This window comes from Sphingomonas sp. CFBP 8765, assembly GCF_014841445.1.
GTDB lineage: Bacteria > Pseudomonadota > Alphaproteobacteria > Sphingomonadales > Sphingomonadaceae > Sphingomonas > Sphingomonas aerolata.
On the sequence record NZ_JACYTY010000001.1, the window covers coordinates 791,395 to 816,148 of the forward strand.

25 protein-coding genes are annotated in these 24,754 nt (G+C 68.4%); 13 read left to right on the forward strand and 12 right to left on the reverse strand.

Going from position 1 to position 24,754, the window contains the following annotated elements; all coding sequences use genetic code 11:
* Nucleotides 1-175 precede the first annotated feature (175 nt).
* Nucleotides 176-1,564 (forward strand): Na+/H+ antiporter NhaA, encoded by a 1,389-nt coding sequence (gene nhaA, locus IFT87_RS03785; protein ID WP_037529938.1) that lies wholly within the window; start codon nt 176-178, stop codon nt 1,562-1,564.
* A gap of 63 nt (nt 1,565-1,627) precedes the next feature.
* Complete coding sequence (locus tag IFT87_RS03790) at nt 1,628-1,939, forward strand: hypothetical protein (RefSeq protein ID WP_042467039.1); 312 nt, start codon at nt 1,628-1,630, stop codon at nt 1,937-1,939.
* 461 nt (nt 1,940-2,400) lie between these two features.
* Here the strand turns inward: IFT87_RS03790 and IFT87_RS03795 are convergent, their stop codons facing one another.
* Nucleotides 2,401-2,649, reverse strand: coding sequence for a DUF2171 domain-containing protein (locus IFT87_RS03795; protein ID WP_031396615.1), 249 nt, complete (start codon nt 2,647-2,649; stop codon nt 2,401-2,403).
* Between the two features lie 56 nt (nt 2,650-2,705).
* On the opposite strand from IFT87_RS03795, the gene IFT87_RS03800 reads away from it, so the two are divergent.
* From IFT87_RS03800 to IFT87_RS03820, 5 genes are all read left to right on the forward strand, one after another.
* On the forward strand, nt 2,706-2,909 hold the full coding sequence (locus IFT87_RS03800) for a hypothetical protein (RefSeq protein WP_031396614.1): 204 nt from the start codon (nt 2,706-2,708) through the stop codon (nt 2,907-2,909).
* Nucleotides 2,906-3,169 carry a hypothetical protein gene (locus IFT87_RS03805; protein ID WP_192007571.1) on the forward strand — a complete coding sequence of 88 codons (264 nt, stop codon included), beginning with the start codon at nt 2,906-2,908 and terminating at the stop codon, nt 3,167-3,169. Before IFT87_RS03800 ends, IFT87_RS03805 begins: the two co-directional genes overlap by 4 nt.
* Nucleotides 3,170-3,204: 35 nt before the next feature.
* Nucleotides 3,205-4,260: a ribonucleotide-diphosphate reductase subunit beta gene (locus tag IFT87_RS03810; RefSeq protein ID WP_056409090.1), complete on the forward strand. Its 1,056-nt coding sequence runs from the start codon at nt 3,205-3,207 to the stop codon at nt 4,258-4,260.
* 180 nt (nt 4,261-4,440) lie between these two features.
* Nucleotides 4,441-4,611: a helix-turn-helix domain-containing transcriptional regulator gene (locus tag IFT87_RS03815; protein WP_157840522.1), complete on the forward strand. Its 171-nt coding sequence runs from the start codon at nt 4,441-4,443 to the stop codon at nt 4,609-4,611.
* Nucleotides 4,586-4,867: a DUF2442 domain-containing protein gene (locus IFT87_RS03820; RefSeq protein WP_157840523.1), complete on the forward strand. Its 282-nt coding sequence runs from the start codon at nt 4,586-4,588 to the stop codon at nt 4,865-4,867. The genes IFT87_RS03815 and IFT87_RS03820 overlap by 26 nt, the downstream gene beginning before the upstream one ends.
* 141 nt (nt 4,868-5,008) lie before the next feature.
* Here IFT87_RS03820 and IFT87_RS20125 read toward each other — a convergent pair whose 3' ends face one another.
* The 5 genes from IFT87_RS20125 to IFT87_RS03845 all read right to left on the reverse strand — a co-directional run bounded on the left by IFT87_RS20125 (nt 5,009) and on the right by IFT87_RS03845 (nt 9,304).
* On the reverse strand, nt 5,009-5,773 hold the full coding sequence (locus IFT87_RS20125; RefSeq protein ID WP_342211126.1) for a thermonuclease family protein: 765 nt from the start codon (nt 5,771-5,773) through the stop codon (nt 5,009-5,011).
* 232 nt (nt 5,774-6,005) lie between these two features.
* Nucleotides 6,006-6,671 carry an outer membrane protein gene (locus IFT87_RS03830; RefSeq protein WP_031394478.1) on the reverse strand — a complete coding sequence of 222 codons (666 nt, stop codon included), beginning with the start codon at nt 6,669-6,671 and terminating at the stop codon, nt 6,006-6,008.
* Nucleotides 6,672-6,936: 265 nt separating this feature from the next.
* A complete protein-coding gene (locus IFT87_RS03835; RefSeq protein ID WP_192007574.1) occupies nt 6,937-7,557 on the reverse strand; it encodes a hypothetical protein in 621 nt (206 codons plus the stop codon).
* Nucleotides 7,558-7,630: 73 nt separating this feature from the next.
* The gene (locus tag IFT87_RS03840) at nt 7,631-7,972 is read right to left on the reverse strand and encodes a hypothetical protein (protein ID WP_037530490.1); all 342 of its coding nucleotides are present in this window, start codon (nt 7,970-7,972) and stop codon (nt 7,631-7,633) included.
* A gap of 72 nt (nt 7,973-8,044) precedes the next feature.
* A complete protein-coding gene (locus tag IFT87_RS03845; protein ID WP_192007575.1) occupies nt 8,045-9,304 on the reverse strand; it encodes a multidrug effflux MFS transporter in 1,260 nt (419 codons plus the stop codon).
* 141 nt (nt 9,305-9,445) lie between these two features.
* Here IFT87_RS03845 and IFT87_RS03850 point away from each other — a divergent pair, with 141 nt between their 5' ends.
* Nucleotides 9,446-10,402 (forward strand): isopenicillin N synthase family dioxygenase, encoded by a 957-nt coding sequence (locus IFT87_RS03850; protein WP_192007577.1) that lies wholly within the window; start codon nt 9,446-9,448, stop codon nt 10,400-10,402.
* Nucleotides 10,403-10,527: 125 nt separating this feature from the next.
* Here the strand turns inward: IFT87_RS03850 and IFT87_RS03855 are convergent, their stop codons facing one another.
* The 5 genes from IFT87_RS03855 to hflK all read right to left on the reverse strand — a co-directional run bounded on the left by IFT87_RS03855 (nt 10,528) and on the right by hflK (nt 17,561).
* Nucleotides 10,528-11,760 carry a M20 metallopeptidase family protein gene (locus IFT87_RS03855; RefSeq protein ID WP_037530495.1) on the reverse strand — a complete coding sequence of 411 codons (1,233 nt, stop codon included), beginning with the start codon at nt 11,758-11,760 and terminating at the stop codon, nt 10,528-10,530.
* 334 nt (nt 11,761-12,094) lie between these two features.
* Complete coding sequence (locus IFT87_RS03860) at nt 12,095-13,744, reverse strand: helicase HerA-like domain-containing protein (RefSeq protein WP_192007579.1); 1,650 nt, start codon at nt 13,742-13,744, stop codon at nt 12,095-12,097.
* A 110-nt stretch (nt 13,745-13,854) separates the two neighbouring features.
* On the reverse strand, nt 13,855-15,420 hold the full coding sequence (locus IFT87_RS03865; RefSeq protein WP_037530600.1) for a Do family serine endopeptidase: 1,566 nt from the start codon (nt 15,418-15,420) through the stop codon (nt 13,855-13,857).
* 105 nt (nt 15,421-15,525) lie between these two features.
* Nucleotides 15,526-16,392, reverse strand: a complete 867-nt coding sequence (gene hflC, locus IFT87_RS03870) for a protease modulator HflC (protein ID WP_037530602.1) — start codon at nt 16,390-16,392, stop codon at nt 15,526-15,528.
* On the reverse strand, nt 16,389-17,561 hold the full coding sequence (gene hflK / locus IFT87_RS03875) for a protease modulator HflK (RefSeq protein ID WP_192007580.1): 1,173 nt from the start codon (nt 17,559-17,561) through the stop codon (nt 16,389-16,391). Before hflK ends, hflC begins: the two co-directional genes overlap by 4 nt.
* A gap of 69 nt (nt 17,562-17,630) precedes the next feature.
* On the opposite strand from hflK, the gene IFT87_RS03880 reads away from it, so the two are divergent.
* From IFT87_RS03880 to IFT87_RS03895, 4 genes are all read left to right on the forward strand, one after another.
* Entirely contained in the window at nt 17,631-18,581 is a 951-nt protein-coding gene (locus IFT87_RS03880) for an Mrp/NBP35 family ATP-binding protein (RefSeq protein WP_192007582.1), read from the forward strand.
* Nucleotides 18,582-18,722: 141 nt separating this feature from the next.
* Nucleotides 18,723-19,166, forward strand: coding sequence for a CoA-binding protein (locus IFT87_RS03885; RefSeq protein ID WP_037532025.1), 444 nt, complete (start codon nt 18,723-18,725; stop codon nt 19,164-19,166).
* 76 nt (nt 19,167-19,242) lie between these two features.
* Complete coding sequence (locus tag IFT87_RS03890; protein ID WP_192007584.1) at nt 19,243-19,581, forward strand: hypothetical protein; 339 nt, start codon at nt 19,243-19,245, stop codon at nt 19,579-19,581.
* Between the two features lie 120 nt (nt 19,582-19,701).
* On the forward strand, nt 19,702-20,157 hold the full coding sequence (locus IFT87_RS03895; RefSeq protein WP_249403168.1) for a hypothetical protein: 456 nt from the start codon (nt 19,702-19,704) through the stop codon (nt 20,155-20,157).
* 350 nt (nt 20,158-20,507) lie between these two features.
* Here IFT87_RS03895 and IFT87_RS03900 read toward each other — a convergent pair whose 3' ends face one another.
* Nucleotides 20,508-21,797, reverse strand: coding sequence for a homoserine dehydrogenase (locus IFT87_RS03900; RefSeq protein WP_192007586.1), 1,290 nt, complete (start codon nt 21,795-21,797; stop codon nt 20,508-20,510).
* A gap of 98 nt (nt 21,798-21,895) precedes the next feature.
* Here IFT87_RS03900 and IFT87_RS03905 point away from each other — a divergent pair, with 98 nt between their 5' ends.
* Nucleotides 21,896-24,643, forward strand: a complete 2,748-nt coding sequence (locus IFT87_RS03905) for a [protein-PII] uridylyltransferase (protein ID WP_192007588.1) — start codon at nt 21,896-21,898, stop codon at nt 24,641-24,643.
* Nucleotides 24,644-24,754 lie beyond the last annotated feature (111 nt).

Below are 24,754 nucleotides of genomic sequence, written 5' to 3' on the forward strand. Positions count from 1 at the left end.
GCGCGCGGCCTCCTGCCAGCGGCGATACCGCAGGTGACGCGCGACGCAACCCCCGGCGGCGTCGGTCCGCTGGCAGAAGTGTCCCACGCGCCCAAGGGATACGGCAAGGGATACGACAGGCGGTCTGCACCGTTATACCCGCACGCGCGTCCTGCCGACGCGATCCTGGAACATCATGGCCCTCACCCCCCGTCTCTCCGGCAAGCTGGCGGCGCGCGCGCATCATTCGCCCGCCGCCGCCGGTTTCCTCCACCGCCTCGCGCCGTTCTTCGCCGCCGATCAGGTCGTCGGCGGGCCGCTGCTCATCGCCACGATCGTCGCTTTGGTCTGCACCAACCTGCCGATCGCGCATGATTACCAGACGATGTGGGACAGCACGCTCGAGATCCGGCTCGGCAGCTTCCGCGCCGCGCACCCGCTCGCCGACTGGGTGAACGAGGCGCTGTTGCCGCTGTTCTTCCTGATCATCGGCGCGGAGGTGAAGCGCGAATTCACCAAGGGCGCGCTGTCGACCGTGCGCACCGCGATGTTTCCGCTTGCTGGCGCGATCGGCGGGATCCTCGTCCCCGTCGCGGTCTATCTCGCCTTCAACTACGGCACCGAAGCCGCGAGCGGCTGGGGCACCGTCATCACCTCCGACACCGCGTTCGCGCTCGCGATCATCGGCATGTTCGCGACCCGGCTGCCCGTGTCGATCCGCGCGGTGCTGCTGGCGTTTGCGGCGATCGACGATGTCGGCGGGCTGCTCGTCATCGCGGTCGCCTATACCGGCACCCTGGTCCTGCCGATGCTCGTCGTCGCGGCGGTCGCCTATGTCGCGATCTTCGTGCTGCTGCGGCTGAAGCTCGTCTCGCCCATCCCCTATGTGCTGCTCGGGCTGATCGTCTGGGCGGGCGTCTATGCGTCTGGCATCCATGCGACGATCGCCGGGGTGATGCTCGGGCTGTTGTCGCCGACCCAGTCGCGGCTGTCCGAACGCCGCTTCGCCGAGCGCGTCCAGGCCCCGATCGACCGCTTCAAGCAGGCGGTCGACGAGGCGGAGTCGGGCGACCCCGAGGAAAACGAGGAAATCCAGCGCAAGGCGCAGCAACAGCTCGGCTATATCCAGGAAATGACCGAGGCGACCGACGAACCCGCCGAACGTCTCGTCCAGATGCTCAACCCCTGGGTGTCCTATGTCGTCCTGCCGCTGTTCGCGCTGTCGGCGGTGCGGATCCATTTCTCGTCGGACCTGCTCGCCGACGCCGCGGGATCGCTGCTCGGGATCGGCGTGTTCGCCGGGCTCGCGTTCGGCAAGCCGCTCGGCTTCGTCACCGCGACCTGGCTGGCGGTCAAGGCGGGCGCTGCCGAACTGCCCGACGCGGTCACCTGGCGGATGGTGCTCGCGATCGGCGCGCTGTCGGGGATCGGCTTCACCATCTCGCTGTTCATCGCCAATCTCGCCTTTCCCGATGCGCAGCGGACCGAGATGGCCTCGCTCGCGGTGCTCGCCGCGTCGCTCGCCTCGGGTGCGCTTGGCTATATCCTGCTGCGCACCGCCGCGGCGCGGACCGAGGCCGGCTGAGTACGGAACCTCCGCCGGGCACCGGGCGCTTCCATAGGGTTCTCGCGTGATGGAGGTATGACGATGACCGAAGCCTATTGGGGCGACACGACGCCGCCCGACATCGACTGGCGAATGAGCGCTGCGCTCGAAAACGTGCCCCGCGGCGACACCGACGTCGCCGAGGTGACCAGCCTCGAGACCGCGGTCCGCACCTGGACGACGCTCGATCCCGAGCATCAGCGCGCGGCGACGCTGACGCCCGAGCACGCGCTCCAGATCGGGCCCGAGGGCGCGGTCCGGCACTTCACCGGCGACGCGATCGCAGCGCTTGCCGCACTGCTCCCGACCGCAGGGCGCGCGGCCCCGGTCGACGACGACCCCGAAGCAGCCTGATCGCGTCATTTCGGGGCCCGGACAGCGCCTGTGCGGCCCCGAAACCCGCGGAATTCCGCGGGCTCGCAGGGGTCTCGACCACCCGAGCGCGTCCCGACGCCCGATCCCGTATCTGGTGTCGAAACGGCCCCGACCACACCATCCCTAGGTGCAAGTTGGATAATTCGCGGCTCTTATCGAAATAAGTGCATAGCGATATCCGGCCCGATCATGTAGATAAATGGCGTCACGCAGCGCCGCCCATCGGCGACGCCGGGCCCAGCTAGGACGGAGACGACATGCGCAGCAAATCGCACTCTGCCGCCGGGCGGACATCGGCCGACGCCACCCCGATTCGGGTGCCCTGTGCCACGGCCCGCAGCCGTGCACGCACGACGCGAAAAGGGCGCCCCGGATCGTTCCGGAACGCCCCTGTCGCGTACTCGGCGCGCCCCCTCCGCTCGGGAGAGGGCGCCGCGCGGTTACTCGCTCTCTTCGAACGTCAGCGCGTTCGCGCCCGTCGCGCTCAAGCGGACCTTGTCACCCTCGATCTCGGCGACGAGGCCGAGCGAGATATAGTGATGCTTGGCGCCCTGCCCGTCCTGCGACTGCGGCGAATCATTCTTGGTCAGCTTGATGCGGTCGCCGTCGACATGATCGACGGTACCGACATGAACGCCGTCCGCGCCGATGACTTCAGCGTGTTCCTTGATCTGGGTTGCGTCGACCATTTTGCGTCTCCTGTGGTGGGTCCGGGTGCAGAACGCGCGTCTCGGGCATTGGTCGCATGACCTATGGCAGCGCCATCATGTTTGTCGTCGCGGCCCTGCTCGGGATCATCGGCGTCGCGATGCTGTTGCGGCTGCGCAGCCCCGACGTCAGCGACAAGCAGGTCTATGCCTTCCGGATGATCGGCATCATGCTCACCTCGGGCGCGATCGTGCTCGCGCTGTCGGCGGGCGCGATGTGGCAATGGACGCTCGAATCGTGAACACGCTCGTCCTGATCCTCGCAGTCGTCGGCATCTGCGCGGCGAACATGATCCTCGGCCGTCACTGGAGCCGGCTCGACCATAATCCCTGGTCGGGCGACTTTCGCGGCGAGACCTTCTGGGGTCCGACGCCCGGCTGGAACCCCGGCGGGCTCGACATCGGCAAGATCCGCCAGCGCGGCCGCGTGCTGATGATCGCCGCACCGATCGCGTCGCTGCTGTTCCTCGTCGTCGTCATCACCAGTTCAAGCCGTTTCTAGTTTCTCAATTTCCCAAATTTGTCCCGGAGTATCCCATGTCCCTCCTCGAAGCCCGCAAGCAGTACAAGCCGTTCGAATACCCCTGGGCGTTCGAATTCTGGAAGCGCCAGCAGCAGCTCCACTGGCTCCCCGAGGAAGTGCCCTTGGGTGAGGATTGCCGCGACTGGGCGCAGAAGCTCAGCGATCACGAGCGCAACCTGCTGACGCAGATCTTCCGCTTCTTCACCCAGGCGGACGTCGAGGTGCAGGATTGCTACCACGAGAAATACGGCCGCGTGTTCAAGCCGACCGAGATCAAGATGATGCTCGCCGCGTTCAGCAACATGGAGACGGTGCACATCGCCGCCTACAGCCATCTGCTCGACACGATCGGCATGCCCGAGAGCGAATATGGCGCCTTCCTCGAATATGCCGAGCTGAAGGACAAGCATGACTATATGCAGAGCTTCGGCGTCGACAATGACGAGGATATCGCGCGCACGCTCGCGATGTTCGGCGGCTTCACCGAGGGCGTCCAGCTCTTCGCCTCGTTCGCGATGCTGATGAACTTCCCGCGCTTCAACAAGATGAAGGGCATGGGCCAGATCGTCACCTGGTCGATCCGCGACGAGAGCCTGCACTGCGAGGGCATCATCAAGATGTTCCACACCTTCTGTGCGGAGCGTCAGTGCCTCACCAAGGCGGTCAAGGACGACATCGCCGACGTCTGCCAGACGACGATCCGCCTCGAGGACAATTTCATCGATCTCGCCTTCGAAATGGGTCCGGTCAACGGCATGACCCCCAAGGAGATCAAGAAGTATATCCGCTTCATCGCCGACTGGCGCATGACGCAGCTCGGCCTCAAGCCGATCTACATGATCGACGAGCACCCGCTGCCCTGGCTCGCCCCGATGCTCAACGGCGTCGAGCATGCCAACTTCTTCGAACAGCGCGCCACCGAATATTCGAAGGCCGCGACCAAGGGCCAGTGGAACGACGTCTGGGACAGCTTCGACAAGCGCCAGACCGCCAAGAAGGGCCCCGCCGCGAACGAGGACCTCGCCGACGGCGGCGACATGTTCTCACTGGCGGGTGTTGCGGCGGAGTAAGTCGCGCCGCGCGCGGGTTTAGCGACCGCTAAACCCCGCCCCGGCGGCGCGACCGGCCGGCGGCGCCATCAGCGCCGGCCGACGGCATGGGCTTTGCTCATGCCGGCCTCGTTCTGCAGACGGCAGGTGACAAATCCCGGCAAGGCGACGATGATCGCCGAGGTTTGGAGTGTCAGACTGATGGCCATCAAAACGACCGGCTGGAGCCCTACCGCGCATCTCGATAGCGATGCCGCAATGCTCGCCTATCTCGAAGCGGTCTTCGAAGACGGCGACCCGGCGTTGATCGCTGCCGCACTTGCCGACGTGGCCCAGGTCCGCAGCAGTGTCGGTGCAGACGTTCGTGATTAACCTCGTTCGCCTCGCCATTACCGGCGACGATACGCTGGACCTCGTCTTTTCGGACGGCAGCGCCGCGCACTGGTCCGCGGCGGACCTCATAGCCCGCGACACGGTCATGACGCGCCCGCTCGCCGACCCCGCCTATTTCGCCCGCGCCTTCATCGAAGGCGGCGCGCTGGCTTGGCCGAACGGCTCCGAACTGTCCGCCGACGCGCTGCATCAGCGTCTGGCAGCCAAGGACCTGCTGATCCGCAACGCAACCTAATGCGCGGCCGGTGGGGCACGCCTCGCCTGATCCCGAAAGGGTCGTCATTTCCGCGAGGGCGGGAAGCCAAACGGGCTGACCCGACTTCGTGATCGCCGCCGTAAACCCAGTGCCGTCACATGCCGACGACCAGAGCCCCGCTCAGCACCAGGGCGACCGCTTGCCCCCGCCATAACGCCGCGCGAGACCCTCGCGGACCAGCGTGTCGCCCAGCGACCGCCCGTCGCGCTGCACCAGCCGCAGCTTGCGCCCATATTTGTCGACATCGCGCTTGATCCGCGTCAGCGTGAACGGCCCGGCATTGAGCAGCGCCTGCATCCGGAGCGTCGCGCGGTGGCCCGCGCGCGCTTCCGCCTTGCAGCGCGGCGGGTGCGTTTCGGGGGTGTCGATATCGGCGATGCGGATCTTGGTGCGGTTCATCCAGAAGGTGTCGCCGTCGACCATGCAGTTGACCCGCTTCGCCCGGCCGCAGATCGTGAAGCGCGCCGATACCGCCTTCCCCGCCCCCACCGCGCCGGCCCCAGCGCCAGACCCGGCCCCAGCCCCCGCCCCGACGATCAGCCCGCCCGCCGCGCCCGCCGCCGCAGCCGCCGCGGTCGCGGCCGTGCTGCCCAGACCCGCGGCAGACGGCGCGACGTCGGCGGCGGTATCGCGCAGCCGCCCCCAGCCGCCCGGCACGTGGAGCTGCCCCGCGGGCCAGGTCACGCCGAACCCGGTCGGCCATTCGACCTTCAGACCCGGCGGGACGAGCGGCGACCAGTCGATCTTGCGCAAGGTCGGCACCATCAGCCCGATCAGCACGCCGTAGAACACCAGGCGGAGCTGGAGCGCGAGACCCGGACCGCTCCGACGACGGGCGCCACCCGTCCCGCGATTGCCGCTCAGCAACCGCATAAAATCAAACACATACTCCATCGCCTTTCGCGCCTACGCGGCCACGAGTCGATGTCACTCGCCCGTCGACTCACATGCGGCGAAGCGAGTCGGAAATGCGCCAGAACGCATCGGGAACATCAGGAGGACGTCATGGCACTGCCCGACCCCTCTCCACGCGGCCCGGCCGATCCGCGCCGGACACAAAAAAGGGCGGGGTGCGATCGCTCGCACCCCGCCCGATTTCACGTGTCTAAGCCAGAGCTCAGAAGTGCGTGACGATACCCAGCATCGGGCGGAAGCTCTGCGCGTCGCCGAAGGTGTTGACCTCGGCGCGGATGCGGAAGCCGGCGTTGCCGGTGATGCCCTTCAGGCCGATGCTCTGCGGACCGACTTCAGCGCCGATGCCGTAGGTGATCGCGCTATAGTCGCGGTTCGTGTTCGGAACCGTGTTCGACAGGCCCGAGAAATGGTCGAAGTTGACCCACTGGTAGCCGACCTTGCCGTAGATCAGGCCGCTGTCGCCAGCGCGGAAACCGAAACGGCCTGCTGCGCCATACTGCCAGTCGATGTTGCCATCGATGCCCTTGATCACGTTACCTTCTGCGCCGACGAAGACCGGGCCCAGCGGAACGTTGACGCCCAGGACGCCCTGAACGAGCGAACCCGAGGGCTTGTAGCCGCGACGCAGCGTGCCGTTGGCGTTCAGCGCCTGCGGGATGCCGTGGCCGGCTTCGTTGTCGAACTGCTCCCAACCGCCCATGACGCCGAAATACGGCTCGATCCCGAAGGCCTTCGAGCCGTCCGGTGCAGCGGCTTCGCCGGGCGCTGCGCTGTTGTCGGTGGGGGCAGGAGCCGACATGTCCTGCGCGAACGCCGGAGCGGCGAGGGCGGCTGCTGCGATGGCGACTGCGATGGAAAGCTTACGCATATTCGAATGACCTTCTTGTTTCGTTCTGGGTCCCGCCGCCCCGGACAACCCGTGGCGCGTGACACTCAGGCCCTCCAAACAGGTCGATGACGAAAATGTTGCACCGCCGTGCGTCGATTTCGGGAACAATCGCCGGTTGTGGCAAGATGGCAACGGTTTCTGACGGTCGGATGAACGAACAAGGGCGAAACCGCGGCCATCATGGCGGCTTCGTGGCTTTTCCCGGGCGTCGGCAAGACGCTACGGATACCCGGGTTTCAGCGGCTTAGCGGCGTCTGGGCGCGCTGGTGACGGGCGCGCGCGGCGGCGGGATCACCGGGTCGACCGAGGTGGATTCGATCCGCCAGAGATGCGCCTCGGCGCTCGCGGTCTCGATCCCGTCATTGACGCGGTGCAGCAGAACCATCCCGTCATCGGCAAAGCGCGTCCCGTCGCGGAGCGTCCCCGACACGCGCACCGGCACCGAGATGTGCAGCTGACCCGCCCCCGCATCGACGCTGCCCGGCGCCGCGATGCTCGCGTCATAACGGGCATAGCGCGCAAAGCGGTTCGCGAAGCCCGCCCGGTCGAGCGTCGAGGATTCGCCGTCGCGACACCAGAGCGCACGTGCCCCGGCAAAGTCATGCGCCGCGATCCGCTGGTAATAGCCTCGCACCACCGCCGCCGCCGCCTCGGGCAAGGTCTCGGGGGCTGCGGCCGCGATCTTGGTGGTGCCGACGGGATGCCGGCCGGGGCGGCTGTCCACCGCATAGCGCGCGATATTCTGCTGCGCGCGCGCCGCCGCCGCGGTGACGTCGAGCTGCTGCTGCTTTGGGTCCGAGCAGCCGCCAAGGCCGCATCCCAGGAGGATCGGCATCACGCCGCCGGTTGCGATCACGATACGCACGCGCGCCTCCTACATCGAAGCGGGACGCGCGTGCGGGGATCGCTGCCGCACGCGCGTCGGGGGATCGCAGGGGTCAGGGCTTCAGCGCGACGTCGTCGGCATCGTCCAGCTCGTCATCGTCGATGCTGCCATCGTCGAGCTCGTCCTGGACATCGTCCTCGTCGATATCGTCCTCGTCCATCGTCACGGTCGAATCGGTCTGGCCTACCGCTTCCGAATCCATGTCGATGTCGTCGATCGGCTCGTCCTCGTCGTCGTCCGTGCCCAGATCGGGGCTCAGATCGGTGACGATCGCGCCGTCGACCGGGCCGCTGCGCGTCGCCTCGAGGATCTCGGCGCGCTGGCTCTCGTCATAGCCGTCCTCGTCATACCCGTCGTCGCCCGTGCCCATGCCGGGAACCTGATGTCCGCCCATGCTATCGCTCCTGCTCAGGCCGCGTAGTGCGGTCTCGCGTCAAGGAACGGCGGGCACGCGTGCCCGGTTCCGTCACTCCGCCGGTTTGACGACGATCGCAGGCCGGAAGAGGCGGCCCCGTTCCGTCAGCGCGACGACTGCCAGCGCCGCGAGCCCCGCGAGCAGGAAGCCGAGCACCAGCGGCACCGTCGTCCCGTCGAACGCCTGGCCGATCATCGCGCCGATCACCGCGCCCGCGGTGACGCTGACGAACCCCTGCACGCTCGACGCGGTGCCGGCGATCCGCCCCATATTCTCCATCGCCATCGCCGAGAAATTCGACGTCGCCAGCCCGAAACAGCCGAGCGTCAGCGCCTGGAACACCGCAAAGCTGGTGAGCGATTCCCAGTCCGCCTCCATCGCGCCCAGATGCATTAGCGACACCAGGATCAGCCCCGACAGCGCGCAGTGGCTGATCAGCCGCGTGCCGAGCTTCATCACGATCCGCGAATTCATCAGATTGGCCGCCGCCATCGTCACCGAGGTGACCGCGAAGATCAGCGCGAGCAGGTCAGGCTTTGCGAACACGTCCGCCATGATCTGCTGGATCGAGTTGAGATAGCCATAGAGCGACCCCATCAGCGCGGTCGCCGCCAGCGTATAGCCGAGCGACAGCCGGTCGCTAAGCGTCTGCCGCCAGTCCGACAGGATCCGCGCCGGCGTGATCGGCAGGACGTTCTCGGGCGCGAGCGTCTCGGGCATCCGGACCCAGAACCAGGCGAGCACGACCAGCGTCAGGCCTGCGATCACCCAGAAGATCGCGCGCCAGTCGCCGAACTGCAGCACGCTCCAGCCGAAGGTCGGCGCCAGGATCGGCACGATCATGAACACCATGAACGCGATCGACATCACCCGTGCCATCGCCCGCCCGTGATAACAGTCGCGCACCAGCGCGATCGTCGCGACCCGCGCCGCGGCGATCACCGCCCCGCCCGCGACCCGCGCGATCAGCAGCAATGTGAAGCTTCCCGCCAGCGCGCAGGCGACATTGGCGAGCGCGTACAGCCCCAGCGACCAGAGCAGCACCGTGCGGCGCCCGAACCGGTCGGCGAGCGGCCCGTGGACGAGCTGCGCGACGCCAAAGCCGATGACGAACGCGGTCACGATATATTGCCGGCTGTTCTCGCTCGCGATCCCCAGCGACTCGCCGATCGCGGGCAGCGCGGGCAGCATCGAATCGATCCCCAGCGCGGTCAGCGACATGAGGGCTGCGACCAGCGCCACGAACTCGACAAAGCCGATCGGCGCGCCGCGCATCGCGGGCGCGTCGGATACTGGGGTTTCTGCGGTCATGATGCGGCGCCCTACCGCGTTATCGCTACCTACGAAACCCGCTATCCACCCCGCCACAGCCGCCACGCGAAATCCCGCCAGGCAATTGGCACCGCCCCCCCGCGTCGCTATATCGACGCTCCCCTATCCGGACATCCTTCCATGCTCGACAGCCCCGCCGCCCAGGTTCCCACGCTCAGCCTCGCCGATCAGGCGCACGACCCCGATGGCTTTGCCGCCGCGCTCGGCAACTCGTTCGAACGCTTCGGTTTTGCGATCGTCGCCGATCACGGAATCCCGACCGACCTGATCGACCAGGCCTGGGCCGAGACCAAGGCGCTGTTCGAGCTCCCCGAGGACGAGAAGCGCGGCTATTTCGCCCCCGGCGGCGGCGGCGCGCGCGGCTACACCCCGTTCAAGACCGAGATCGCCAAGGACGCCAAGGTCGTCGACCTCAAGGAATTCTGGCATGTCGGCCGCGAGCTCCCCGCCGGCCACCGCTACGCGGCACAGATGTCGCCGAACGTCTGGCCGACCCGGCCCGAGGGCTTCAAGCCGGTCTTTCTCGACCTGTTCAAGGCGTTCGACACCGCGGGCGACAAATTGCTCTCGGCGATCGCACGCCACCTGAAGCTCGCGCCCGACTGGTTCGACCCCGCGGTTAAGGACGGCAACAGCGTCCTGCGCCTGCTCCACTACCCGCCGATCCCCGCCGATGCCGAGGGCGTCCGCGCCGGCGCGCATGAGGACATCAACCTCATCACCCTGCTGCTCGGTGCGGAAGAGGCCGGCCTCGAACTGCTCGACCGCGCCAACGGCCGCTGGCTGTCGATCAAGCCGCCCGAGGGCGCGATGGTCGTCAATGTCGGCGACATGCTCCAGCGGCTGACCAACCACGTCCTGCCCTCGACCACGCACCGCGTCGTCAACCCGCCCCCCGAACGCCGCGGCCATTCGCGCTACTCGATGCCGTTCTTCCTGCATCCCGCGCCGGATTTCCTGATTCAGACGCTGCCCGCGACGATCACCGCGGAAAACCCCAACCGCTACCCCACCCCGATCACCGCGCACGACTATCTCTACGAACGCCTGGTAGAGATCGGCCTGATCAAGAAGTAACCGCTCTTCTACCACCCCGGCGAAGGCCGGGGCCCAATTGGGGGACGGCAGTAACCGCGGACACCGCTCCATTACGCCGACCTTCCCAATTGGGCCCCGGCCTGCGCCGGGGTGGTGCGTGAACCTCAATCGAACCCGTTCGCCAGAAACCGCTCCGCCACCGCGCAGTGCACCGCGATGCCGTGCGCCATCACCCGCTCGTCGATCGTCATCTTCGTATTGTGCAGCGGCGGATTGGTCCGCGGGTCGCTCCCCTCGGGCGCCGCGCCGATGAACGCCATCGCCCCCGGCAGCTTCTGCAGCACGTACGAGAAATCCTCCGCCCCCATCATCGGCGGCATCACCTGATACGCGCCCTCGCCGCCGATCGTCGTCGCCACCGCCTTGATCAGATCGGTGGCGCGCGGATCGTTCACGGTGACGGGATAGCCCTGCTCGATCGTCGGCGTCCCCACCGCGCCGTGCGCTGCGGCGATCCCCTCGACCATCCGCACGAACGCCGCGCGCAGCTGTTCGCGCGTCCGCTCGGACAAGGTCCGCATCGTGCCGAGCATCTCGACGCTCGACGGAATGACGTTGTGCGCGCTCCCCGCATTCAGCTTGGTGATCGACAGCACCGCCGGATCGGTCACCGCCACCTGCCGCGCGACATAGGTCTGCAGCGCGGTGACGATCTCGCATGCGATCGGCAGCGGATCGAGGCAATCGTGCGGCATCGCCGCATGCCCGCCGCGCCCGGTGATCGTCGCGCGCAGCGTGTCGGTCGACGCCATCAGCGTGCCCGACCGGCTGACGACATGCCCCATCGGCATGTTGGGCGAGATGTGCAGCGCGAACCCCGCCTCGGGCAAAGGCGCATCGAGCAGCCCGTCGGCGATCATGTGCCGCGCACCGTGATGCCCCTCCTCGCCCGGCTGGAACATGAACACGACCGTCCCCGGCAACGCGTCCCGCCGCGCGCACAGCGCCTTGGCCGCGCCGACCAGCATCGCGGTATGCGAATCATGCCCGCACGCATGCATCGCGCCATCGATCTTCGACGCGAACGGCAGCCCCGTCTCCTCCTGCATCGGCAGCGCGTCCATGTCGCCGCGCAACAGCACGGTCCGCCCATTGCCCCCCGCGGTACCACCGCCCCGCCCGCCGCGCAGGATCGCGACGAAGCCGGTGGTCGACGTCCCCTCGCGGATCTCCAGCGGCAGCCCGGCCAGCGCCGCCTTCACCTTGTCCGAGGTGCGCGGACAGTGCAGCCCGACCTCGGGATCCGCATGGATCGCGCGCCGCAACTCGATCGCCGCATCGAGACTCTCCTCACCGATCGCGGCCCAGTCGGTGGTGGATTCGAAATCGAGCGACATGATCGGGTACCTTTGCAAGACGTGGTGCACCGGCCCGGCCAACGCCCGGCCCGTGCCGATACCGCCCTATACCACAGCACCCCACCCCCTCCACCACCCCGCTCCCCTTGTGTCCCCGCAAAGGCGGGGACCCAGTCTGGGCACCCGCCTTCGCAGGTGAACATGGAGGAGAGAGCCGCCAGCCCCCACACCCCCCACCACCCCGGCGAAGGCCGGGGCCCAATTGGGGGACGCCAATGATGCAGGACGGCGCTCCGTTACTCCAACCTCCCCAACTGGGCCCCGGCCTCCGCCGGGGTGGTAACTGGAGGAGCCGAACCGCACCCCACCCCCATCACCCCCGAAACAACCCCCCCAGCACCCCGCGCAGCACACTCCCGACCAGACCACCCCCCGACGCCCCGCCGCGCGACCGCGACCGGCTCCGGCTGCTCGTCCCGAACACCTGTTTCCCGATCTCGTTCGCCACCTGCCGCCCGATCGACGAGCTCGCCGCCCGCGTCGCGGACGACGCCATCTTCGCCCAGGGCGAATCCGCCGCCTCGCGCTCGGCCGCCCGCTCAACCCGCTCCGCCTCGCGCTCCGCCGCCCGAGCCTCGCGCGCCGCCTTCGCGTCGAGCTTCGCCTGCGCCACCGCCGCCTTCTCCGCCGCGGTCGTCGCCTTCGCCTCCGCCGCCGCCGCGCTCGCCGCTTCGGTCTTCGCCGCGAGCAGCTCCTCCGCCGACTCGCGATCGACCAAAGTGTCGTATTTTGCCCCGATCGCATCCGTCTCGATCATCACCGCGCGCTCGGCGGGCGTGATCGGCGCGACCCGCGACACCGGCGGCTTGATCAGCGTGCGCGCGACCGGCGTTGGCGACCCGTCCGCCTGCAACAGCGACACCAGCGCCTCGCCCACCTTCAGCTCGGTGATCGCGGTCGCGACATCGACCCCCGGATTCGCCCGGAACGTCTCCGCCGCGGAGCGCACCGCTGCCTGGTCGCGCGGCGTGAACGCGCGCAGCGCATGCTGCACCCGGTTGCCGAGCTGCCCCGCGATCGTCTCGGGAATGTCGATCGGGTTCTGCGTGATGAAATACACGCCCACGCCCTTCGACCGGATCAGCCGCACGACCTGCGCGATCGTGTCGAGCAGCGCCTTGGGTGCGGCATCGAACAGCAGATGCGCCTCGTCGAAGAAGAAGCACAGCACCGGCTTGTCGGGATCGCCGATCTCGGGAAGCTGCTCGAACAGCTCGCTCATCAGCCACAGCAGGAACGTCGAATAGAGCTTGGGGCTCGCCATCAGCTTGTCCGCGGCAAGGATGTTGACCAGCCCCCGCCCCCGGTCGTCGACGCCGATAAAGTCGCGCAATTCGAGCGCCGGCTCCCCGAAGAAATGCTCCGCGCCCTGCGACCGCAACTGGAGCAGCGCCCGCTGGATCGCGCCGATCGACTGTTTCGACACGTTGCCATAGGTCGTCGTCAGCTCGTCGGCCCGCCCCGCGCACTCGCTCAGCATCGCCTGCAGATCGTCGAGGTCGATCAGCAGCAGCCCTTCCGTATCCGCGACGTGGAAGGCGATCGTCAGCACCCCCTCCTGCACCTCGTTCAGGTCGAGCAGCCGCGCGAGCAGCACCGGCCCCATCTCGCTGATCGTCGTGCGGATCGGATGCCCCTGCTCGCCGAACAGGTCCCAGAACTGCACCGGCGTGTCGGCATAGGCCCAGCCGTCATCGCCGATCGCCTTGGTGCGCTCGGCAAAGATCGCATGCGTCTTCGCGGTCGGCGATCCCGCCATCGCGAGCCCCGACAGGTCGCCCTTCACGTCCGCGACGAAGCACGGCACGCCGTTCGCCGAAAACCCCTCGATGATCCCCTGCACGGTCACGGTCTTGCCCGTCCCCGTCGCGCCCGCGATCAGCCCGTGCCGGTTCGCGCGTTTGAGCTCGAGCGTCTGCCGCGTACCGTCCGCGCTCGCGCCGATGAAGATGCCGTCGCCCATGCTGCTATATCCTCGCTGTCGATCCCGATCCTAACCCCGCGCCCCGCAAAGAAAAAGGACCGCCGCTCGGGTGAGCGACGGTCCTTCGGGACACGCGAGTGTCGAGTCGATTACTTGATCTTGACCGGCAGGAACTGCGCCGGCCCGCGCCCGCGCTTGACCTGCAACAGCACCTGCGGACGCCCGGCGGCCTTGGCCGTCGTGACCGCGCTTTGCAGCTCGGTTGCGCTGCGCACCGGCGTGCCGTTGACCGAGATGATCACGTCGCCGCGCTTGAGCTTGCCGAACGCATCGCTCGTCTGCGCGACGGCCGCGATCACCACGCCCTGCGTGCCCGCCTCGACGCCGACCGCCTGCGCGATCGCCGGGGTAAGCGGCTGGACGCCGATCCCGAGTGCCGCACCCGCGGTGGGTGCCGCGCCGGTCGCTGCATCATCGTCATCGCCGTCGTCGGTGCCGAAGCCCTGCGCGTCGCCGCCCAGCGTCGCCGCCAGCTTGTCCGCGCTCGGCCGCGGCACGACGACCACGTTCGCGCTCGTCGGCTTGCCGTTGCGCAGGATGTCGAGCCGCGCGGTCTGGCCGGGCTTCACGTTCGACACGAGATAGGACAGCGACTGGTCGACCGTGACCACCTGGCCGTTGACCTTGGTCACCACGTCGCCCGCGCGCACGCCGGCGCGCGCCGCGGGTCCGCCCGCGGTGACGTCGTTGATCAGCTCGCCCTGGTTCTTGGCGATGCCGAGCGCTGCGGCGGTATCCTCATCGATCGTGCCGCCACGGCCCAGCGTCACGCCGATATAGCCGCGCTCGATCGTGCCACCCTTCATGAAGGTCGCGATGATCGGCTTGGCGGTCGCCGCGGGGATCGCGAAGCCGATGCCGATATTGCCGCCCGACTGGCTGAAGATCTGCGAATTCACGCCGATCACATTGCCGTTCAGGTCGAACATCGGCCCGCCCGAATTGCCCTGGTTGATCGATGCGTCGGTCTGGATGAAGCGGTCATACGCGCCGCCCTGTCCGGTGACGCGGTTGATCGCCGAGATGATCCCCGCGGTCACCGTGCCGCCCAGCCCGAACGGCTCGCCGATCGCGACGACCCAGTCGCCGACGCGCGCGCCGTTCGAATCGCCGAACTTGACGAAGGGCAGGTTGGGCGCGTCGATCTTCAGCAGCGCCAAGTCCGATTCCTGGTCCTTGCCGATGACCTTGGCGACATATTCCTTCTTGTTGCTCAGCGTCACCGTGATCGAATCGACCGTCGCGCCCTGCGCGCCCGGCGAGATCACGTGATTGTTGGTGACGACATAGCCGTCCGCCGAGATCAGGAAGCCCGAGCCGAGCGACGCACCCTCGCGCTTGACCGGCGGGCCACCCTGCGGACCGCCGCCCATGCCGCCGAACAGCTCGCCGAACGGCGTGCCCGCGAACGGGTTGGCCTGCTGCTTCTGGACGATCGTCTGCTTGGTCGAGATGTTCACGACCGCGGGCTGGAGCCGCGCGACCATGTCGGCAAAGCTCATCGGCGCGCCGGGCTTGGGCACGACCGCCTGGATCGCGCCAGGTTCGTTCTGGGCGACCTGGCCGGTCCCCGAAGCGGTGCCGGGCTGGAGCGCGAGCGTCGCGGTCGCGCCGCCGAGCAGTAGAGCGCTGGTAATGGCGTAGGCGTAACGCACTGGATATTGTCCTCTCGTTTCATCGTCCGAAACCGGGGTTTCATCGCCGATTACGGCTGAACGACGCTTGAATATGAACGGGTGTTCAGAGCAAGCTCACGGGCTTTAACGCCCGCGGCCCTCGAATTCCCGCAGATAGCTGTTGTTCGGCGAAAGAATTATCGACGTCGATCCTTCGGGTGCCGGACCGCCATCTGCCCCGAACGTGTGCCGGTAGGACTGCATCGCCCGGTAGAAGTCGTAGAAGTCGGCATCCTTGCCAAAGCTCTCGGCATAGATCTTCGCCGAATCGGCGTCCGCCTGCGCACGGACGATCTGCGCCTGCTTCTGGCCCTCGGCGCGGATCGTGATCGCCTCCTGCTGGCGTGCGCTCGACATGCGCTTGAGCGCGCTTTCGAGCGGCAGGCCGACGGGCAGGTTCGCCTGCTTGATCCGCACGTCGACGATCTCGACACCGTACTGGCTCGCCACGCGCTGCAACCCGGTCTGGATATTATCCATCAGCTCGGACCGCTCGGGGCTGAGCAGTTCGACGAAGCGCCGCTTGCCCAGCTCGTTGCGCAGCGCCGACCCCAGGATCGGGCGCAGCTGGTCGGGAATGCGTTCCTCGCTGCCGACCGCGTTGCGCATCTTGCGCGGGTCGACGACGCGGTAGCGCGCATAGGCATCGACCTCGAGCCGCAGCTGGTCGGTCGACAGCACCAGCGTGTTGTCCAGCTCGATGTCCTGCACGCGCTTGTCGATCCACACGATGCGGTCGATGAACGGCACGCGTACGATCAGCCCCGCGCCGGTCTGGCCGAACGGCTGGCCGGGCGCATAGGCGTTGACCGTCCGGATCGGCTGGCCGAACCGCAGGATCACCGCCTGCTGCGTTTCCGGCACGATCGCAAAGCTCGCCGCGGCAAGGATCACGAGCACCAGTGCAATCGCGCCCGCGATCAGCGGGTTACGCCAGGTCAGGCCGTTCACTGGGCAGCTCCCGGCTGGGCGGCGGCGGCGGCGGCGGCGGCGGCCGGCGCGGGCGTCGCCGGCTGGGCGGCGCGCGGCGCGACCTCCGGATCGGCGAGCCGCTTGCCGTTGCGCAACGGCAGATAGGGGACGACGCCGCCCGGAGTCTCGACGATCGTCTTGTCGCTCTTGGCCAATACCGCTTCCATGGTCTCGTAATACATCCGTCGACGCGTCACCTCGGGGGCGAGGCGATATTGCTCATAGACCTTGTCGAACGATGCGGCCTCGCCCTGCGCGCGCGCCACGACCTGCTGCGCATAGGAGCGCGACTGGTTGAGGTTGGCGATCGCCTCCTGCTGCGCCGCGGTCACCGCGTTGAAGTCCTCGACGATCTGCGCGGGCGCGGCGGCCTGCTTGATCGCGACGCCCTGGATGCGGACGCCCGACTTATAGTCGTTCAGGATCTGCTGGGTCATCTCGGCGACGCGCTGCTCGATCACCGTGCGGCCCGTGCCGATCGCCTGCTCCAGCGTCGTCGTCGCGACCACCGCGCGCATCGCGCTCTCGGCCGCGGCGCGTACCGTGGTGTTTGGCTCGGCGAGCTGGAACACGTAATCGCGCGGATCGGCGATGTCCCAGCGCACCGAATAGGCCAGATCGATGATGTTCTGGTCGCCGGTCAGCGTCAGGTTCTCGCCGTCGCCGACGGGGAAATTGTCGGTGCGGATATTCTGCACGTCGACCACCTCGACGCTCGCGATCGGCGCGGGCGGGGTCAGGCGGATGCCCGGGTCGAGCGTGCCGGCATATTTGCCGAAATAGGTGACCACGCCGCGCTGCTGCGGCCCGATCTGGTGGAACGAGGTGAACAGCAGCCACAGGACCACGATCACAGCCACCGCAATCGCCCACAGCGCGCGCGCATTGGCGCCCGTCGGCAGGCCGCCGAACCCGCCGCCGCTGCTGCCGCCGCCGCCACCGCCGCCCGAGACCCGCGCCTTTTTCAGGAATTCGTCGAGCGCGCTCGGCTTGCCGGTCGGCTTGCGACCGCCGGGGGGCAGCGCCCAGGGATTGCGGGGGCCGCCGCCCTCGCCGGCATTGTCGTCACCCGGGCCGCCCCAGGGGCCCTTTGGCGTTTCGACGGCGAGAATGGGGGGACGCCGGAGCCAGCGCGTAAAGATCGTCATCCAACCTTTATAGGTGTGCCATCGCGGAAAAACAGTGCCAAGCGCCCGCCACGGGCCTATCTGGCGGCGATGATCGACATTGAAGCGGTAAAGGCGGCGATTGCCGCAGTGGCGGGCCCGCGCGCCACGGTGCGACTCGAAGGAACGCGGCTCGGCGTGGTGGTCGATGCGACCGGCCTCGACCCGAAGGCGCGCGACGCGCTCGAGGCCACGGTGAAGATGGCCGCCACCGCGCCGGGGGTCGGCGAGGTGCGCGTGGTCATGACCGCCGAACGCACCACCCGCCGGCTGATCGCGGTCGCCAGCGGCAAGGGCGGGGTCGGCAAGTCGACGCTGTCCGCCAACCTCGCCATCGCGCTGTCCAGGGCCGGGCGCCGCGTCGGCCTCGTCGACGCGGACATTTACGGCCCGTCGCAGCCGCGACTGATGGGGGTCGAGGGCACCCGCCCGACCGCGAAGGACAAGGTGCTCGACCCGGTCCCCACCCCCTACGGCGTCCCCCTCCTGTCGATGGGCCAGCTCGTTGATCCCGGCCGCGCGCTCGCCTGGCGCGGGCCGATGGCGGCGGGTGCGCTCGGCCAGCTGGTCGAGGCGGACTGGGGCGCGACCGACACGCTCGTGCTCGACCTTCCCCCCGGCACCGGCGACGTCCAGCTGACGATGGTCCAGAAATACCGTCCCGCGGGCGCGATCATCGTCTCGACGCCGCAGGACCTCGCGCTGATCGACGCCCGCCGCGCGATCGACCTGTTCGAAAAGGCCGGCATCCCGATCATCGGGCTGGTCGAGAACATGGCCGGCTATGTCTGCCCGCATTGCGGCGAAAGTTCGGATCCGTTCGGCAATGGCGGCGCCGAGACGGCCGCGCGTGAGCTCGGCATCGCGTTCCTTGGCCGCGTCCCGCTGACGCTGTCGATCCGCACCGCCTCCGACGCGGGAACGCCCCCCGCGGCCGAGCCCGACGACGTGATCTTTGCCGCCCTCGCTGCTCAGGTCGTCGCATGGATTGGAAAAATGTGAAACGTTTTGGGGCCCGCGCCGTTGTGCTGTTACCGGTCGTGCCTGGCGCGTAGAGCTACGGCACGAGCGGACCAGGATTCCAGCCACCCGACCGGTCTATGTACAGACCCGGACGGGTGCTCCCCCGAAGAGGACGCCGCGATGCCTCTTACCGCCGACTCCGATATCAGGACGCTGCTCGAAAATGCGCGCACGATCGCGCTGGTCGGCGCGTCCGACCGCCCCGACCGCCCCTCCTACGGCGTGATGGCGCGGATGCAGGCGCACGGTTACCGTGTCATTCCGGTCAACCCGCAGATCACTGGCGAGCACATCCACGGCGAATTCGTCTTCCGCGAACTCGCCCAGCTCGGCGACGAAATCGACATCGTCGACATCTTCCGCAACTCCGCCGCCGCGGGCGAGGCCGTCGACCAGGCGATCGCGATCGGCGCGAAAGCGGTGTGGATGCAGCTCGGCGTGATCAACGAGGACGCCGCCGCCCGCGCCGAAGCCGCCGGGCTTCAGGTCGTCATGGACCGCTGCCCCGCGATCGAGATCCCCCGGCTCGGCGTCGCCAGGATAGATCGGGATCCGACCGACTGACGCTTGCGGCTCGCCTGCGCGTGCGTCACCCTCGCGACGAGCTTCGTATCGGCCCATCGCGTATCGGGGACAGGTCATGTTCGCCTTCTTTCTGGCTCTCGCTCAGGACCCGCTGCTCGCCAAGGCCGGCGAGCGACTCGCCGCCGAACCCCGCTGCGTCATCGATCCCGCCTCGACCGACATCACCGTCTGCGGCCTGCGCCAGGCGGATCGGTTCCGCGTGCCGTTCGTCGAGCACGACCCCGGCGATCCGCGCCATGAAAGCCTTGCCGCGGAACGCGTCCGGCTGCTCAACGCGCGCACCCCGGTCCAGGACATGGGCCCGTTCCAGGTCGGCGGCGGCATGGCCGGCGTGTCGGTCGGCGTCGGCGCGGCGGGCGTCACCGCCGGCGGCCTCCGCAAACCCGCACCCTGACCCCCGCACCCTGACCCCCGCGCCATCACGCCCCCGCCATCAGCAGAGTGGCAAGACGCCCCGATCGGGTCCATGCTCGGGCGATGCTCATGATCACCGCAAACCGTTGAGGTGCCGCCGATGATTCTCGTCACCCTGCTCGCGCTCGCACAGGCCGGCACCACACCGGCCGCCCAGCCTGCCGCCACATCGACCTCGTCGGCCCCGACCGAGAAGAGCTGGTCGATCCTCAATCCCCCCGACTGCCCGGTGGTGAAGGAGGGCGACAAGACGATTACCGTCTGCGCGCCCGGCACCCAATCGGGCCCGCGCCTCCCGCTCCCCGACTGGGGCCCGCCCGACCGCCCCGTCGCCTCCAACCCGAACATGACCGCGATCCGCGCGCTGTCGCTCGAGGGAACGCCCTGCGCGGCGACCCAGAGCGGCTGCCAGTCCGGCTTCGGCCCGCCGATCGCCCCCCTCATCGCCGGCGCCGTCGCGCTCGCCAAAAGCGCCTTCGCCAAGAAACCCGACAAGGCCGGCCGCATCGCCATCGACCTGTCAGACCCCGCCCCCCCGGCCCCCGCGCGGCCGTAACCCGCCCCGTCATCCTGACGAAAGTCAGGACGCAGAGGCAAGCAGCACAGCACCCCGCAACTCTGGATCCTGGGTCAAGCCCAGGATGACGGCTGGGGCGGCCGCCACCCGCACACGACCCCGTCATCCTGACGAACGTCAGGACCCAGAGCCAAGCAGCGCAGCGTCCCGCCACGCTGGGTCCCGGGTCAAGCCCGGGATGACGAAAAGTAGGGGCCGTCATCCCCACACAACCCCGTCATCCTGACGAAAGTCAGGATCCAGAGCCACACAGTGCAGCCCTCCGCCACCCTGGATCCTGACCTTCGTCAGGATGACGGAAGCGGGCGGCCATCACCCCACCCCCAAAATCACCCCAAAATATGCATCCACAACGGCTGCCCAACCAGACTCTGCGACCCCCGCAATTTCTCCAGCGCCTGCGCGACCGACCGTTCCGGCCCCTCATGAGTCACGATCGCGACGAGCACGCTGCCGTCCGCCATCGCGCCGCGCTGGATCAGGCTCTCGATCGAGACGCCCGCGTCGCGCATCGCCGCGGCGATCTCGGCCAGCACGCCGACCCGGTCCGCGACCGTGAAGCGCAGATAGGCGCGCCCGCGCCGCTCGCCGCTGTCCGCGGTCGCCGCCGCGACCAGCGACGCCGCCGGCATCGCATAGGGCGGCCCATATTCGCCGCGCGCGATGTCGATCAGGTCCGCGACCACCGCGCTCGCGGTCGGCCCGTCGCCCGCGCCCGCACCCTGGAACAGCAGCCGCCCGACGAAATTGCCCTCCGCGACGACCGCGTTCAGCGACCCCGTGACGTGCGCGAGCGGATGGTCGACCGGCACCAGATGCGCATGCACGCGCTGGAACAGCCCGTCCGGCCCGTCCTCCGCCAGCCCGAGCAGCCGCACGCGGTAGCCCAAGGCCGCCGCCTCTGCGATATCCGCGCCCAGCAGGTGCCGGATGCCGCTCGCCGCCACCGTGTCGAACGCCGGCCGTGTCCCGAACGCGATCGAGGCGAGGATCGACAGCTTGTGCGCCGCATCCACCCCGTCGATGTCGAAGCTCGGATCCGCCTCGGCAAAGCCCAGCGCCTGCGCCTCGGCGAGGATCTCGGCGAAATCGCGCCCCTCTGCCTCCATCTTGCTCAGGATGAAATTGCACGTCCCGTTGAGGATGCCGTAGACCCGCCCGATCGCGTTCGCCGCCGCGCCCTCGCGCAGCCCCTTGATCACCGGGATCCCGCCCGCGACCGCCGCCTCGAACTTCAGCGCGACACGCGCCGCTTCCGCCGCGGTCGCCAGCTCATAGCCGTGATGCGCGAGCATCGCCTTGTTCGCAGTCACGAACGACTTGTCCGCGGCGAGCGTCGAGCGTGCGAGCGTCAGCGCGGGGCCGTCCGATCCGCCGATCAGCTCGACGACGACATCGACGTCCGCCTGCTGCGCCAGCGCGGTCGTATCGTCGACCCAGGCGAACCGCGTCAGATCGACACCGCGATCCTTGTAGCGGTCACGCGCCGACACCGCGACGACCTCGATCGCGCGGCCGGCCCGTCTGGCGATCAGCTCGCGGTTCGCGTCGAGCAGCCGGATGACGCCGCCCCCCACGGTTCCCAGGCCCGCCAGTCCCACGCGCAACGCTTCGCTCATCGTCTTCCTTTCGCCAAACCCGCGCGAAGACCTAGGGTTCGGGAAGGATTCCCGCAATCAAGATGACGAATGGCGCCGCGCGCCCTATCTGGTCCCGCATGACCGGCCGCTTCGATCACCTGCCCAACCGCCGCGCGATCGTCGATCGCCGCGCGGTCGCCGACACCATCGCCGCGCTGGACGAGACCGACCCGGTCGCGCTCGGCCGCCAGGCGACGATCCTGCTCAAGGCCGCGCTCGACGCGGGCCGGGTCGAGGTTGCCAAGCGGCTCGCCGAACATCCCAGCCGCGGGCTCGAGGTGTCGAGCGCGCAAGCCTATCTGATCGACCAGCTGCTCCGCCTGCTGTTCGATTTCACCACCACCCGGCTGCACCCCGCGCCCGCCCCCACCCCCGACGACCGGCTCACGCTGATCGCGGTCGGCGGCTATGGCCGCGGCGAGATGGCGCCGCATTCGGATGTCGATATCGGCTTCCTTACGCCGGGCAAGCAGACCCCGCGGGTCGAGCGCATCATCGAATCGATGCTCTACACGCTCTGGGATCTCGGCCTGAAGCTCGGCCAGTCCAGCCGCTCGCTCGACGAGATGATCCGCCAGGCCAAGGCCGACATCACCGTCCGCACCGCCTTGCTCGAGGCGCGCTACGTCACCGGCGACATGGATCTCTACGAAGAGGCCTCGCGCCGCTTCAAGGTCGAGGTCCAGGCGGATACCGCGCGCGCGTTCATCGCCGACAAGCTCGTCGAGCGCGACCTGCGCCACCGCAAGATGGGCGACACGCGCTATGTCGTCGAACCCAACGTCAAGGAGGGCAAGGGCGGCCTGCGCGATCTCCACGCGCTCTTCTGGATCGGCAAGTATATCTACGACGTCCAGCGTGCGGCGCAGCTCGTCGATGTCGGGCTGTTCACCAAGGCCGAATATCGCCTCTTCCACCGCGCCGACAATTTCTTCCAGGCGGTGCGGTGCCACCTCCACAGCATCACCGGTCGCGCCGAGGACCGGCTGACCTTCGACGTCCAGCGCGAGATCGCCGACCGGATGCGCTTCTCCGACCGCCCGGGCAAGCCGAAGGTCGAGCGCTTCATGCATTTCTACTTTCTCCAGGCGAAGACCGTCGGCGACCTCACCGGCGTCTTCCTCGCGCATCTCGACGAGAAGTTCGCCGCGCGCGGCCGCCGCTTCGGGCTGCCGACGATCCGCCGCAGCCCGCGCCGCCTCAACGGCTTCGTCCTCGACCGCGGTCGGCTGGCGCTGCCCGACGACGATTTCTTCCGTGCAAGTCCGGTCCGGCTGATCGAGATCTTCCAGCTCGCCGACCGCAATACGCTCGAGATCCACCCGCTCGCGATGCGCGCGGCCGCCCGCGACGTGAAGCTGGTCGACGACATCCGCGACGATCCGACCGCCAACGCGCTGTTCCTCGACGTGCTCAGCTCGCCGCGCGATCCCGAACTCGTCCTGCGCTGGATGAACGAGACCGGCGTGTTCGGCCGCTTCGTGCCCGATTTCGGCCGCGTCGTCGCGCAGATGCAGTTCGACATGTACCACCACTACACCGTCGACGAACACACGATCCGCGCGCTCGGCCTGCTCGCACGGATCGAGAATGGCGCGTTGAAGGACGACCATCCGCTCGCCAGCGCGATCTTCCGCCAGATCGTCTCGCGCCGCGTCCTCTATGTCGCGGTGCTGCTCCACGACATCGCCAAGGGCCGCGGCGGCGATCATTCGATCCTCGGCGCGGAGGTCGCGCAGCGTCTCTGCCCGCGCTTCGGCCTGTCGCCGGCCGAGACCGAGACCGTCGCCTGGCTCGTCCGCTGGCATCTGCTGATGTCCGCGACCGCGTTCAAGCGCGACCTGTCGGACTTCAAGACGATCCTCGACTTCTGCGACGTGGTGCAGAGCCCCGAGCGACTCCGCCTGCTGCTCGTGCTCACCATCGTCGACATCCGCGCGGTCGGCCCCGGCGTCTGGAACGGCTGGAAGCGGCAATTGCTCGGCGACCTCTATGAATCCGCCGAGGAGGTGCTCCGGCTCGGCCACAAGCAGAAGGGTCGCGCCGAACGCATCGCCGCCAAGCACGAGACGCTCCACGCCGATCTCGGCTGGAGCGACGCCGAGTTCGCCGCGTTCGTCCGCCGCATGCCCGAGGCCTATTGGATCGCCGAGCCCGAGGACGTGCTCGTCCACAATGCGCGCTTCCTCGCGGGCACCGGCGACGCGCAGCTCGCGATCGACGCGCATGTCTATCCCGGCCGCGGCGCGACTCTGGTGACGATCTACGCCGCGGATCATCCCGGGCTCTTCTACCGCATTGCCGGCGCGATCCATGTCGCGGGCGGCAACATCATCGACGCGCGGATCCACACCACGCGCGACGGCATGGCGGTCGACAATTTCCTCGTCCAGGATCCGTTCGGCCGCCCGTTCGACGGCAGCGAACAGCTCGCCCGCCTGAAGACCGCGATCGAGGATGCGCTCGCCAACCGCGGCAAGCTCGCCGACCGCCTCGTCGCCAAGCCGCTCCCGCGCGCGCGCGCCGAGGCGTTCGACATCGTCCCCAACGCGATGATCGACAACCGCGCCTCGAACCGCTTCACCGTGGTCGAGGTCAACGCCCGCGACGGCCCCGCCTTGCTCAACCGGCTCGCCCAGGCGCTCTTCCAGTCGAAGGTGACGATCCACTCCGCGCATGTCGCCACCTATGGCGAACGCGCGGTCGACACCTTCTACATCACCGACCTCACCGGCGACCGCATCACCGCCCCCGCCCGGCTGAAGACCCTCGAACGCCGCCTGCTCGCGGCGGCCGCCGGCAAGCAACTCGACCTCGCCGCCTGATTCTTCGTCATCCTGACGAAAGTCAGGATCCAGAGCCACGAACGTCCCGCTCAGTTATCCTGGATCCTGACTTTCGTCAGGATGACGGCGTGGGTGAGGCGCCACCCCCCC